Annotated in this window: 7 protein-coding genes and 6 pseudogenes; 3 read left to right on the plus strand and 10 right to left on the minus strand. The window is 36.6% G+C overall.

Annotation, left to right across the window (positions count from 1 at the left end; translation table 11 throughout):
- Nucleotides 1-59: 59 nt before the first annotated feature.
- Nucleotides 60-332: pseudogene (locus tag JFU18_RS06365) on the minus strand (M23 family peptidase); the annotation flags it as partial.
- 53 nt (nt 333-385) lie between these two features.
- Here JFU18_RS06365 and JFU18_RS06370 point away from each other — a divergent pair.
- Complete coding sequence (locus tag JFU18_RS06370) at nt 386-916, plus strand: GNAT family N-acetyltransferase (RefSeq protein ID WP_002126807.1); 531 nt, start codon at nt 386-388, stop codon at nt 914-916.
- A 64-nt stretch (nt 917-980) separates the two neighbouring features.
- On the opposite strand, the pseudogene JFU18_RS06375 reads toward JFU18_RS06370, so the two are convergent.
- Nucleotides 981-2608: pseudogene (locus JFU18_RS06375) on the minus strand (peptide ABC transporter substrate-binding protein).
- A gap of 560 nt (nt 2609-3168) precedes the next feature.
- On the opposite strand from JFU18_RS06375, the gene JFU18_RS06380 reads away from it, so the two are divergent.
- Nucleotides 3169-4551: an alpha/beta hydrolase gene (locus JFU18_RS06380; RefSeq protein ID WP_201033626.1), complete on the plus strand. Its 1383-nt coding sequence runs from the start codon at nt 3169-3171 to the stop codon at nt 4549-4551.
- A 207-nt stretch (nt 4552-4758) separates the two neighbouring features.
- Here JFU18_RS06380 and JFU18_RS06385 read toward each other — a convergent pair whose 3' ends face one another.
- From JFU18_RS06385 to JFU18_RS06405, 6 genes and pseudogenes are all read right to left on the minus strand, one after another.
- On the minus strand, nt 4759-6084 hold the full coding sequence (locus JFU18_RS06385; RefSeq protein ID WP_201032967.1) for a bifunctional S-methyl-5'-thioadenosine deaminase/S-adenosylhomocysteine deaminase: 1326 nt from the start codon (nt 6082-6084) through the stop codon (nt 4759-4761).
- Nucleotides 6085-6137: 53 nt separating this feature from the next.
- On the minus strand, nt 6138-6497 hold the full coding sequence (locus tag JFU18_RS06390) for a YunG family protein (protein WP_002086281.1): 360 nt from the start codon (nt 6495-6497) through the stop codon (nt 6138-6140).
- 122 nt (nt 6498-6619) lie between these two features.
- A pseudogene (locus JFU18_RS06395) lies at nt 6620-6850 on the minus strand (pentapeptide repeat-containing protein); the annotation flags it as partial.
- A 141-nt stretch (nt 6851-6991) separates the two neighbouring features.
- A pseudogene (locus JFU18_RS06400) lies at nt 6992-8122 on the minus strand (RNA-guided endonuclease InsQ/TnpB family protein).
- A pseudogene (locus JFU18_RS29805) lies at nt 8082-8225 on the minus strand (IS607 family transposase); the annotation flags it as partial. The pseudogenes JFU18_RS06400 and JFU18_RS29805, both read right to left, overlap by 41 nt.
- Before the next feature lie 1991 nt (nt 8226-10216).
- A pseudogene (locus JFU18_RS06405) lies at nt 10217-10678 on the minus strand (alpha/beta hydrolase); the annotation flags it as partial.
- 209 nt (nt 10679-10887) lie between these two features.
- Between JFU18_RS06405 and JFU18_RS06410 the strand changes: the two are divergent.
- Entirely contained in the window at nt 10888-11649 is a 762-nt protein-coding gene (locus JFU18_RS06410) for a DODA-type extradiol aromatic ring-opening family dioxygenase (RefSeq protein WP_201033625.1), read from the plus strand.
- 55 nt (nt 11650-11704) lie between these two features.
- Here the strand turns inward: JFU18_RS06410 and JFU18_RS06415 are convergent, their stop codons facing one another.
- Nucleotides 11705-12919 carry a multidrug efflux MFS transporter gene (locus JFU18_RS06415; RefSeq protein ID WP_002086285.1) on the minus strand — a complete coding sequence of 405 codons (1215 nt, stop codon included), beginning with the start codon at nt 12917-12919 and terminating at the stop codon, nt 11705-11707.
- 116 nt (nt 12920-13035) lie between these two features.
- A complete protein-coding gene (locus tag JFU18_RS06420) occupies nt 13036-13902 on the minus strand; it encodes a GNAT family N-acetyltransferase (RefSeq protein WP_002126793.1) in 867 nt (288 codons plus the stop codon).
- Nucleotides 13903-13909 lie beyond the last annotated feature (7 nt).

Raw genomic sequence — 13909 nt, forward strand, 5'->3', positions numbered from 1 at the left:
TAAAAAAGGGTATTCCAAATTTGATTTGGAATACCCTTTTTGTATGAAATGATTTCCTTCTACTTACCACTTATGTATGTCCCTCTTTCCGGCATTATCGCACCTTTTTCAGTTCGAAAATAAAGTGGTAAGCCTTCAGTGAAAAACATACTCACCTTGGATGGATCCTGCCTTTGATGATGGATATGTAAATGTGGTTCACTTGAACTTCCTGAGTTACCGACTTGTGTAAGAAACAAAAATACCCCCGATTCATCTAGTCGTAAATAAATATGATTAACAGCCATAGATTCAAAATCATCCTTACCCCTTGAATAATCTTTATTTTCAGATTAAATTATATAATAACAACACATTCTAGTTTCAGAAGAAATGGAGTGAAAGCATGTTTCCTATATTAAAAACCAACCGACTCATTTTACGAGAACTTACCGACGAAGATGCACCGAGTATATTACAGTGCTTTTCTAATACCGATGTCCTGCGCCATTATGGCCAAAAACCATTGCAAAATTTGGATCAAGTAAAACAAATCCTTACTAATTTTAAATTGGGGTACAACGCAAGAAGCGGCATTAAATGGGGAATCGAATTAAAAGACAAGAAAGGGCTCATCGGAACAATTGGTTTTCATGATTGGTCTTCCGAACATAAACGAGCAAATATAAGTTATGCCTTTTTGCCTGAACACTGGGGAAATGGATATGCTACTGAGGCAGTTTCTGAAATTATATCTTATGGCTTCCATACGCTTCATTTAAAACGTATCGGGGCAATTGTATTTCTTGAAAACGAAGCTTCAAATAAAGTGCTATTAAAATTAGGATTTGAAAAAGAAGGGATTCTAAAAAACTATATGTATCAAGATGATATCCCATATGATACGAATTTTTATTCTTTATTAAAATCCGTTTAATAGATATAATTCCAAAAAAGAAACCTCACTTTTAAAAGTAAGGTTTCTTTTTTGATTAATAGTTTTACTTATTATCGATATAAGCATTCTTATAAGTATAAACGCCACCAAATTGATGCTTTTCAATTCCTTTTACATAATCCTTTTGTACATAAGCGGAACCAATATGATAAAGCGGCGCTACCGCAGCGTCCTCTAATATGACCTGCTCAGCTTCTCGCAACGCTTCCCATCTTTTCTTTTGATCTAGTATAAGATCATTTTTAGCTTTTTTATTAGCTCATCGTAATGAGGATTAGAATAATTCATTTTATTATTTGGATTATTTGTCGTAAATAGCTCTAAATAACTAATTGGATCTTTATAATCTGGTCCCCAATTTACCATAGATATATCGTAATCACCTGTTTGTTCTAATTGTAATTTCTGCTTAAATGGCTGTTGTTTAATTTGTATCGTTAATCCATGCAAATTCTTCTCTAAGTCACCTTTTATATATTCCGCCATACGTTTTGCGTTATCTTGTTCAAACGTTAAAAACTCGAGTTTTATTTGTTCTACTCCAAGTTCTTTTTTCGCTTCTTCCCAAATCTTTTTCGCATTTTGCAAATCATATGGAGAAAGATCTCCGTTTTCTTTTCTAAAATCTTTACCAGTCTCTTCATTTACATGACCAACTGGTACAAGTCCACTTGCAGGTTTTGCCCCGTTATTAATAAAGTGAGTAACAAAATCCTTCTTATTTAACGCTAATGAAATAGATTGACGTACTTTCTTATTTGCTAACGCATTATTTTTCTCATTAAAACGTAGCATAGCAATTCCAGGATCGCTTGACATATGTAATTCCTTATTCCCTTTATACTTGTCTACAAATTGCGAATTAATAGGCACTCGATCCAAATCACCAGCTTCGTATAAATTAACAACCGTCATTGTATCTTTTACAATTTGAAAGTTTATCTCGTCTAATTTCACTTTCTTTTCATCCCAATATGTAGCATTCTTCTTTAATTGAAACTCTTGTTCATGCTTCCATTTCTCTAATACAAATGGCCCATTATATATGAGATTACTAGGTTCCAATGCATAATTCTTTCCTTGTTCTTTCAAAAATGATTCATGCTGTGGTAAGTAAATAGGTAGTGCTAACAACTGTAAAAAATAAGGAATTGGCTGTTCGAGTTCCACTTCTAACTTATAATCATTTATAACTTTAACCCCAAGTTCATCAAGAGGCATTGTTCCCTTATTTATCTCTTTCGCATTTTTCACGTAAAAGAGCATGTACGCATATTGAGACGCTGTTTCAGAATTAATTGCACGTTTCCATGCAAACATAAAATCATTTGCTGTCACACTGTCTCCATTTGACCATTTTGCATCTTTACGCAAATCAAATGTATATTTTTTACCATCTTCACTTCTTTTAAACGATTTTGCTACTGCTGGAATAGGCTGATCTTGATCATCTAATACATACAACCCTTCAAATATGTTTTGCATAACATGTGCTGATGTACCATCCATCGTTTTCGCAGTATCAAGAGAAGGAATTTCTTCTGATACTGTTACATTTAATACTTGTTTTTTTGCCTCTGTTTCACTTTTATTCGCTTTATTATTACAAGCTGTTAATAATAAAGCGGTAACAAGTGCCATTACCATTAAACGGCTCTTCTTTCGCTTCATGAGTTGTTCTCCTTAAGTATAAAATATTATAAAGCGTTATATATTATAGCAGAAATATGAATAGAAAGATGCGACATTCTTTTGAATATTTATTCGTTCAAGAAAAAAAGCTATCCTTTTAAAAAAGGATAGCTTTTCCTTAATAAAATCAAAACTAATTGTCGCCTTAATTGTATGAAGGAAATGTTCTTTCGGAATTAAATCTTACATAGAAAAAGATACGCTTTCATCACAATGATTTTTAAAGCATCATCCTAAGAAATTTTTCCTTTTCTCTTTTTTATCTGTGTTGACATATAAAAAGTAGTTCGGATAGAAAGTGTTATTTTACAAATCTTATATACTTAAGGATTTTGTAAGGTTCAAGTAAGAAAAACGAGAGCTTTGTTTCGTATAGTCAAAATATGAAGTGAAGGAAAAGAGGTTAAGAGTTTCCAGAGCGATTAAGACAAAGTCAGTACTGTTGGTTTTAGATGAACATATCAATGGTTCAGACGTTTTTACACCAGAACCCTAATTACCATACCTGTTTTTTACCATCACATATTGGAGGTTAAAACATGAATAAAAAAAAGAAAATACAAAAATCAGTACTTACCTTTACCCTACTCTTTTCTTTAGGTGTTTCATCTTTCCCGCTTACAACAGCTATTCACGCAGATACACGCGAGGAGCAATCTGCAGAAAAGAAACGAATCTCTTTAACGGAGCGTACATCATTATTTTTTGAATATCTCCAGCAAGGTAAGTATGCAGAGGCACTTCAGTTGACGTCTGCTGCTTTTCAATCCAAGTTTACAGCAAGCACATTACAAAACTGGTGGAAACTAAGTGACTGGAGCGGGATAAAAAGCATGGGAACCCCGGTGATAAAAGAACGAAACTTGGTCCATCAGACGGTGGAAATTCCAGGAACTACCCAAGGAACTACGATACCGTTACTCCTTAAATTCACACCTGGCGGGAAAGTAGATGAAGTTGGGGTAAGGATGCCTCCGGAACCTTATATTATCCCGCATCCTAGCTATGATCAACCTACTTCCTATCAAGAACGTGAAATCGTCATTGGAAATTCTACCTATCCGTTACCAGCCACATTAACGGTTCCGAAACATAAGCCTGGTGAAAAGGTACCCGTAGTTGTTCTTGTTCATGGTGCTGGCATCCATGATCGCGATAGTACATATCTCGGGACAAAAATCTTACGAGACATTGCGGCGGGCCTTTCGTCCAACAGAATTGCGGTGTTACGCTATGAAAAACGCACCTTTGAACACGCATTAAAGATGAGTACAGAACCTGTTACGTTAGACCGTGATACTACAGATGATGCCATATATGCAGCAAAATCAGCAGCGCAGCAGGAAGGCATTGATCCAAATAATATTTTCATTCTTGGACATAGCCTAGGAGCTGGCACAATGCCTCGTATACTGAGCAAAGCGCCTTCCTCACTTGTCCGAGGAAGTATCTTGCTTGCACCACCTGCTCGCCCTTTGACTGACATTGCCATTGATCAGTATCAATACCTTGGGGCGTCAAAGGAAGAAATCGATGAACTAAAAAGACAGGTCGCTTTTATCCAGGATCCTACGTTCAATCCTGACCATCCTCCAGCTGGCTACAATTTTGGGTCGCCTCATTTTATGTATGATGTTTCTAGGTGGCGTCCAGTTGAAGAGGCAAAATCACGAAAAGAGCCTTTACTCATTCTGCAAGGAGCACGCGATTATCAAGTAACAGTAAAAGATGAATATACTAAATGGCAGGAAGGACTTTCAAACCGCAAGAATGTCCAGTTCAAAGAATACCCGAAATTGAATCATTTTTTCACCGAGGGTGATGGGGAATCAAGTCTTCCTAGTGAATACGAAATCCCTGCTAATGTTCCCGAGTATGTCATCCGGGACATTATTACATGGGTCAATGAGACAAGAAAATAAGAAAACATCAAAATCCTTCATGCAATAATGATTGCATGAAGGATTTTTTGAAACTAGTGATTTTATCTAAACCATTCTCTTCTGTTTTATTAATCAACACTAATAAAAAATCTCTCCTTCTCCTCTTTTTATCAGTGTTGACACATAAAAAAGGGAAAGGCACAAAAATAGGCTGTGGAGAAAGTCTTCTCCACAGCCTGAAATTACCTATCTTTGTAAACCTCGTTTATAACGACTTGCTTCAAATATAATACGCTCTTCATCTAACGTTTTACATTCACCATTCCAAACGACACGTTTACCATTAATAATTACATCGCTTATATCTTTTCCACTAGCTGCATACACAAGATGTGATAACACTTCATCTGCCGGTTGTAAATGTGGCTTATTAGATGGATCAATCGTAATAAAATCAGCACACTTACCAACCTCAAGTGATCCCGTTTGTTTCATACCAATTACTTCCGCAGCTCCTTTTGTCGCAAGAGAAAGAGCTGTTTCAACTGGTAATGCTGTTGCATCTTGATGAATACCTTTTTGTAATAATGTTGCAATGCGCATTTCTTCAAACATATCTAAATTGTTGTTAGACGCCACACTATCTGTTGCAATTCCTACTTTCATCCCTGCTTCTAGCATCGCTTTTACATTCGCTATACCAGAACCTAGTTTTAAATTACTATTTGGGTTATGTGCTACTCGAACATCATGTTCTGCTAAAAATGCACGCTCATTTTCATTTAATACTACACCGTGTGCAATAACCGTTGGACGTTTAAACAATCCACAACTTGCTGCATATTCTACTGGACGCTTCCCATACTGTGCTTCAATATCACGTACTTCACGCTCTGTTTCAGAAAGATGAATATGAACCATCGTTTGATTTTCTACTGCAATACGAGCACACTCTTCTAACAGTTCTGTGGAACATGTATATGGACTATGCGGCGCAACCATCGTAGTTAACATACCACTTTCTTTATAGTAGCGCTTCACATATTTCTCAGCTTCTTCTATCGCTTTCTTTTCATCGTCTTTCGTTCCGAAGCTAAATAAAGTTCTTGAAACAGCAGCACGCATTCCACTCCTTGATACCGTTTCCATAATTGCATCTTGGTCTACTCCAATAGGATTAAACATATCAGAGAATGATGTTGTACCACTTTTCACCATTTCAAGTAATCCTAATTCCGTGCTAGCGACCGCAAGCTCTGGCGTAAACTGACTTTCAAGTGGCCAAATTCTCGTCTCAAGCCATGGCTGCAATAACATATCATCGCCAATACCTCTTAAGAGACTCATTACAACGTGTGTATGTGTATTGACAAGCCCTGGTAAAACCCACTTTCCTTCCATGTCAATTACTTCATCTACTTCAAAATCGTTAGCGAATTCTCCGCTATTTATATCTATAATTTGATCATTTTCTACAATGATATATCCATTTTCTATCACTTCATTTTGTTCATTCATCGTTGCAATTGTAGCGTTTACATAAGTTGTTTTCAAAAGTATTTCCCCTTTCAACTCTATGAAGTTCCCTTTAATTAGTTACCACCATTATAGTAACTTATTGAAGATTAAGAGTCAAAAGATAATTTTAATTCTTTCGTTGTCTTTTCCTTCAAAATGCTATATTGTTTTTCATTTGTATCTGCAAATGCTTCTTCACGGCTCGACTTCATGTCCATATAGTTTAATGTTTCATGAAATTGGGTCCTAGTAAAATCATACCTTTTCCCATCTACTTTATTGTAGAAATGCCATACTTCACCTATCTTCGTCTTTATTATCTCTCCCCCACACAATTCTTGGACAATAAGGGCCGTTACACCACATTGTCCCTTTGCTGGGCTTTCGCTCGTCCACTTAGAACTCGTTTCTATTGACCAAGATTTTCTTAATGCTTCATATAGTTGTTTAATCTTTATGCTATCCATATTCAGCATCTCCTGACATTAGCAATTTCACACATCATATTATAAAAGCGGTAAAAGGCAATCTTTAAAAATCATTACTATTTGTAACACCGTTCAATATATTGAACGGTGTTACAAATGATTTAATTCACCTTTGCTCCATAACATCTCGCAACTGCAACCGCCTGCGCTATATCTAATTTCACGTTTTTTAAATCAAAAGCTTTAAAATCAACTCTATCAACTACAGCTCCTCTTAAATCCGCACCACTAAGTTTCACCTTACCTAATTGTGCGCCCGTTAAATCCGCTTCACGCAAATCTGCTTTTTCTAAATTACATTCATATAGGTCAGCTTCAATTAAACGAATACCGATACGATAAACTTAACTAAATCTATACAATTCAATCAAATTTACACAAGTTAGTGCTTCAAAGTGTTCTCGCACCCCCGAAGGGACGAGGGGTATAACACTCCACACGAGGCAGTATCGTTACCTCCTATTACCAAGCATTTATTTTACCCATCTTGATAAATTTATCGCAGCATTTAAATCCCTCTCGTGATGGCTATTGCACCCAACACAACACCACTCACGTATTTTTAAACTCCACTGCCCTTCTGGTTGAACTGAATGGTTGTATTTAACGCCACAACATGAGCAAATCTTGCTTGAGGCGAACCATTTATCAGCTTTTACATACTCAATGCCATACTTATCGCACTTGTATGATAAACATTGAAAGAAGAAGTTTAATTTTTGAAATGAAAATGCTTTCGATAGTTTTTTGTTTTTTAACAGGTTTGAGATAGGTAAGTCTTCCACAACAATCCTCATTGGTTTGGTTTTCACCAATTTAGCTGTTGCTTGATGGATATGGTTATTTCGGATATTCGTAATTTTCCTAGATAACCGAAGGTGCTCAGTTTTAGCTTTTTCATATCCGGCAGATTGAATTTTTACACCTTTTTTAAATCTCCTAGACATATCTCTTTGCGCTGACTTTTTCCTTTTCAAAAGTTTTTTAACCTTAGCATCTTTGTTTATATTTCGTTCTTTCGTACCATTAGAAGCTACAAACAACTCTTTTAAACCAACGTCCACACCAATCGACTCATTGGTTAGTTCTGGTGGTTCGAATTCTTCTTTGAACCCTACACTAATCCACCAGTGACGACCATCAAATGTAACTCTTGGATTTGATGGTTTTTTGTTTCTTGGTAGTTGTTGGCTTGTTTTCACTTCTCCAATAGACTGAATATCAACTACTTTCTTTCCTATAATCAGTCTTTCATAATTGGCATAAAATCCTTGGATTAAATCTTTTTTGGTTTTATAAGAAGTGTGATAGCCATTTTTGTACTTTTTGAACGAATTTTTTCGCGCCTTGTCAAAATCTTTTGAAGCCTGTTTTGGAACTTGTGCGTTGATGTCATTTAACCACTCATATCACTTTCGCTTCTTGATCTTTGTAAATCGTTTCTGTAAAGCTAACTGTGAAACAGATTTTCCAAATAGCTTATAGTATCTATCACTCATTCTTTTACAATAGTTATAAGCGAATCTTGAAGCTCCAGCATGGTTTCTAAGCACTTTTTCTTGTTCAGACGTTGGAATCAATCTGACTTTCTTCGCCAATATCATCAGAAATCAACTCCTTGATTATCTGTTTGGTCTTTTTAGAGCGCTTGCCTTGAAGTTTACAACTAAATACTGTAATGATCTGAACAAGGTCTTCTACGAAACCATCCTCCGCATTTTGCAGTGGGGTGAAATTAGTTATATTAACGCGGCCCGAAGAGAATAAAACCTCTTAAACCAAACCCATAACTGTAGCCTCACGTTCCGCTTTAAAAAGGGTTGAAGAACGCCAACCACGAGTCTTCGAAGCCCGTTAATTTATATTAAGTTTCTTCTTATAAGTTTTATTCCAGAACCATCTTGATAAGGGCCCAAACAGCTGTCCCAAAGATGCTAAGAGGTAAGAAACATTTGCTGATCAGCCTTCAATGTTTTTGAAAACTCCGCTAGAACCGACTCCGCTGGCTGGCTCAACACTGTAAAGATTACTTGGGTGCGCTCCCTTGACATGCGGCTGAAAGATATCGGGCTTTCTGAATAGAAAAATCCGACACCGAAATGTCTTTTTATGTATTGTTAATTCCATCGTTTTTGCAGGTAATTCTAGTGAAAGACAATAGATGCGGCAAATCTTCAGCAGGTAATTAGTTCTGATATTGACCACCCTCCAAATGATTAATGACTTTACCCCGCCATCCGTAATAGTAAAGAATTTATAGGACCCCATGTTTTGATATATTTAATGATTATACCCGGTTCCGGTCCAGAGTTAGCGCACTCTTAGTTATCCCTTAAAGACTCCCCGTGCTGCCATGCCACGCCGCACTGGTGCTGTTTATTTATCAGAAGCATCTTTTCCACCGTTCAGTATTTCGCGTTAGCTACCTCGTCAAGAATGCGAGAGATATCGCGCTGAATGCCATTCTAATCAAACTTAACTTAGATGATTCATTTTGAAAACCAACATTTTTTACTGTGTTTGGGTGATCATAACCTCGCAAACGAATCCGATGATTTTTCAGCAACATTCGCTTACCATCATTTAGCGTCACGCTGTTAAAACGAACGTCAAAGCTTTAGGTGGATTGTTCCGTGAAGCGCGAACCCCCACCATTGCTTCCGAACTGATGCGATTGTAAGTGAAAGGCTTTGATAGCAGCGGAGCTTCAGAGATTCCGCCGGAAGTGTTGTAATTTAATAAATTAACTGTGCAGGGAATAAATAATAAGAAAGCAGCTCTAACATTTGTTTATTAAGTTCCGCAAAACTCCAAAAATTCTGGTATATGACTCAACGATATAGCAACATATTGCGGGTATTCCGCTCAGTTCCGCTCCTGAAATCCTGGTAACCAAATACGGCAGGCTCCTTTCCTGCCGCTCCTGATACTGTAAATTCTGTACCAAAAATCATAAGTCATAAAACGTAGAAGTTCTTTTTGATGATGACAGAAGCGATGCGAAACGGGTATGGAACCAGCATAGACTGCGAAAATGCGTTTTCGGTAAAACCTGATACGGACTTATCCCGAAAACATTTTATGGTTAGCTTTTTTCGGCCTTCTTCTTCTTACCCAATATCTTTCACAGAAAATCGTTCCTTAGACATAAATTCTTGCCTTGTAAACTGTTCGTGGACAACTCCAATCCTCCGATGAAATCCTCACTTCAAAGAAAAGAGCCCTTTGCTGTATAGCTTTACACTGAATCCGCTGAAATCAACTTAAATATGATTCTTCTTAATCCTATCACGAAAGTTAACGATGTTTACAGCCCAAACGATTTTCGCAGGTATTGTGCTGTTACATCCTTCAACTGATTTTTATAGCCGTATTTCACTTTCCTGTAACCTCAAAGCCCAGTAGATCCGCGCCAGATCAACGAGAAGAAGATGAAAATGTATACATTTTGGTACTCTCTTCATTCTTCTTGACGGTTTATTTCAACTCTGTTGTTGAAATCCTTCAGGTTCAATGTGCAAAATAACGCATATGGTCATCCGTAACAGAGATGAAATTGAAACCCGATCAGTTTTCACTTAAAGATCCAAACTCAAATTTCAGCGGATTTGGTTTTTATAAAAAGCAAAGGTTAAAGCTCTGAAGAGTGTAGTTTTTCCATATTCTGACTTTCGGGTTTTAGCCGCACATCTTGAACAGGTGGCTACTTTATGACCGATACTTCCTAAAAGCCCTGGATTTCCACCAGTTCCTGAAATAAGGAATCCATCATATAATTCACCTTTAAATTGTACAGCACGTCTTGATAAAAAAGAACCCATACTATGTCCAAGTAAAAATAACGGGCATGTCTGCTCTTCTTTTATCATTTCCGAAACAAAGATAACATCAGACACAGCCTGATTCCAACCTACATTTGGTTCAAAATGACCATAGTCTTCTTCTCTTTTTACTGTTTTTCCATGCCCTTTATGATCATGAGCATAAACACCATATCCTGCTTCTAATAAGGCATCAATAAATTCTGTATAAACACCTGCATGTTCTGTCATACCATGTGCAATTTGAACAATTCCCCGCGGATTTCCTTCTGGTAACCATTTACGCAAGTAAATTTCCGATTTATCCAATGCCGTAACGAAATTTTCCTGTATGCTCATTCCGACAGCCTCCAAATCTATTATGTATATCTTTTTTTATAATGAATAAACATTCATTATTCTTATTATGTATTATATGCAATTGCTTTCATTATGACAAATGATCTATTTTTCCGATTACATATTAAACTATTATCTTGACGAATTTAAAATAAAATTATATAGTTACTTACATAAAGTAATTAATATATTTTTAGGAGGTTTTAATCATGATGCCCTCACTATTTTTAGCACATGGATCACCTATGCTTGCTATTCAAGATACAGACTATACACGCTTTTTAAAGACACTTGGAGAAACATATAAACCGAAAGCTATTGTTATTTTTACCGCTCACTGGGAAAGTGAAGTATTAACGATCTCCTCTTCAGATGAAGTATATGAAACAATTTATGACTTTGGAGGTTTTCCTCCTGAGTTATACGAAATCAAATATCATGCGAAAGGCTCTTCTAGCATTGCGTCTATGCTAGAAACAAAATTTAAAAACAAAGGCATTCCAGTCCATCATAATATGACGAGAGGTTTAGATCATGGCTCATGGACACTCCTGCATCGTATGTACCCAGAAGCCAATATTCCTGTCGTACAAATATCAGTAAATCCATTCCTTCCTGCAAAAGAACAATTTGAAATTGGAGAAGCACTAAAAGGACTTGGACAAGAAGATATTTTAGTAATCGGCAGCGGAGTTACTGTTCATAATTTACGAGCATTAAAATGGAATGAAACAACTCCGGAACAATGGGCGATTGAATTTGATGATTGGATTATAAATCATATGCATACTAGCGATAAAGATGCATTGTTTAACTGGGAAAGAAATGCTCCTCATGCACAATTAGCTGTACCAAGAGGGGAACATTTTGTTCCTCTATTTATCGCGATGGGTAGTGGTGAGAACGACGGTACGGTCATTCACCGTAGCTACGAGCTTGGTACATTAAGTTATCTTTGCCTTCAATTTTAATGAAAAAGGATGAAGCAATATTGCTTCATCCTTTTTCTGTTTTTCATTCACATAGTTAACTAACTTCCAAATGTCGTTTCTCTGATACCTCTTCGTTCTTACTATGAAAATAAACCCAAATGCACGCAATAAATAATAGTGATGATGTAGAGAAGAAAACATATTGGAAGCCTGCATGAGCTGCAATTTGTCCACCAAGTACTGGCCCAATCATATTTCCTAAAAACTGAAACGATTGATTATATCCAAATATTCGTCCCGTTACATGGGTTGGCGTATGTTGTTTTAGTAGAGTTTGTACGGAAGGTAATAGTCCTGCTTGTGCAATACCTAATAAAAAGCGAAGAATTAATAGTTGCCAAGCTGAGGTTACAAATGCTTGCGGAATAAAAATAATTCCTGCAGCAAACAACGCTACAACTAACGTTTTTTGAGGTCCAATATGATCTGATAATCTTCCTAGCTTAGGAGCTGCTAAAATTACTGCTAATCCTGTCGCAGACATGACTGCACCTGCAAGCATTTCAATATGATCTGTTCCTGGTCCTGCCAAATGCTTTACGTACAACGTAATAATAGGTTGAATCGACATATTTGCAAGCTGAATAATAAACGTTGCTACAAATAAACTTATTATTAAATGTTTTGCAGGGACCATCGTCCATACTTTTTTCGGCTGTGCCTTTTTTTCTTTAGCAGAATGTTTCTCCTCATGTAAGAAGAAAAAGACGATAAGAAAGGAAAGGAATAAGAAAGCTCCTGTAACTAGAAAAACATGGCGCATTCCAATTAACTCTGACAAATAACCTCCGAGTATCGGCCCAAGTAATGAACCGCTCACGCCTCCAGTTGAAATTGTAGAAATTGCCCAACCTGAATGTTCTTGCGGAGTTTCTGCAGCAATAAGTGTCATCGCTGTAGAAAGGAAACCTGATACCGATCCCATTAAAAACCGAAGTGCGACTAATTGATACACATCTGTCACAAACCCCATAAGCGTCATAATTATCGCCATACCAAGGCTCGCACGTATAAGCATCAATTTCCGACCATGTATATCACCAAGCTTGCCCCATATTGGTGATACGATCGCACCCATTAAAAATGTCACACCAAATGCAAGTCCCGACCACTGTGCAATACTAGAAGTGCCGGTCACCCCTAATTCCTCAATATAAAAAGATAAAAAAGGAATTACTAAACTCATACCGGCTGCAGTGGTAAAACAACCTAGCCAACAAATCATTAAATTTCGTTTCCAGCTGGCCATTTTCACACCTTCTTTCATTCGATACCCATTCTACACCGTTTTCTAGAAAAAGTTTAGTAATTTGCTTTATACATAATAAAACTCTATCCCTTTGCATTCTTTGCAAAGGGATAGAGTTAATTATCTCCTATGGGTATTAAACGTGCATTACAGCATCGCTCGTAAAACTCAATCGGACCTGCTTGTCCTATAATTGCATACTCATATCCGCTTTTCTTCATGTTATATAAACAATGATTCAATAACGTCTTCCCAACACCGTTCACACGATTATGTTTCGCTGTACCCATCGGGCCAAACAACCCTTTCTTTCCTCTCACAACATCGTAACAAGCGAAACCAATGATTTCTCCTCCTTGTTCAGCAATAAAAATAGGTAACTCTTCTTTATATGTCCGAAATCCATAATCTAAAGATTTTAACCAACGCTCACCAAATTCATCCTTAACAAAACGTGCCAACTTTTCAAAATCAGAAGAGATCGCTTTTCTAATATTACAGCTTAAACTATTACAAATAGGATCAAATATTGTTAATGCAACCGTCAAGTCTCTTGGTTCAGATGTAATTTGCAATAGATCTTTTTTCATCTTTTCACTTATAACCTTATCAATAACTGTATCCCCTTGAAAAATTGCATATAAAACATGCCCTTCATTTATTACTATTTGCTGAAAACGTTCCATCCGTTTCTTCGCTACTTTTAAAACTTCTATCGTCTTATTTGAAACTTTAAACTCCCCAACATTTATGTATTCTATTTCATTTGCATAATATTGTTGGAGTAACGATATCTTTGCTAAAAAATCCATACCCACCGTGTGAAATAAATACATATGTAACTCCGCGCAAACTCCAGTACCTTCCTTACAAGCGCCTATAAATAGATGAACTGGATGGATAATACCTTTACTACACTCAGCCTCTTCTGCTGCAATCTCCAATATTTTATATGCACGTTTTGTAAATTGGAATTCCATCATCTATATC

The organism is Bacillus sp. TH22 (assembly GCF_016651015.1).
Lineage (GTDB): Bacteria > Bacillota > Bacilli > Bacillales > Bacillaceae_G > Bacillus_A > Bacillus_A mycoides.

Coding starts and splice junctions, on each gene's coding strand:
- JFU18_RS06420 (WP_002126793.1), bottom strand. CDS start 13,902: ATGATGGAATTCCAATTTACAAAACGTGCATATAAAATATTGGAGATT.
- JFU18_RS06370 (WP_002126807.1), top strand. CDS start 386: ATGTTTCCTATATTAAAAACCAACCGACTCATTTTACGAGAACTTACC.
- JFU18_RS06380 (WP_201033626.1), top strand. CDS start 3,169: ATGAATAAAAAAAAGAAAATACAAAAATCAGTACTTACCTTTACCCTA.
- JFU18_RS06415 (WP_002086285.1), bottom strand. CDS start 12,919: ATGGCCAGCTGGAAACGAAATTTAATGATTTGTTGGCTAGGTTGTTTT.
- JFU18_RS06410 (WP_201033625.1), top strand. CDS start 10,888: ATGATGCCCTCACTATTTTTAGCACATGGATCACCTATGCTTGCTATT.
- JFU18_RS06390 (WP_002086281.1), bottom strand. CDS start 6,497: ATGGATAGCATAAAGATTAAACAACTATATGAAGCATTAAGAAAATCT.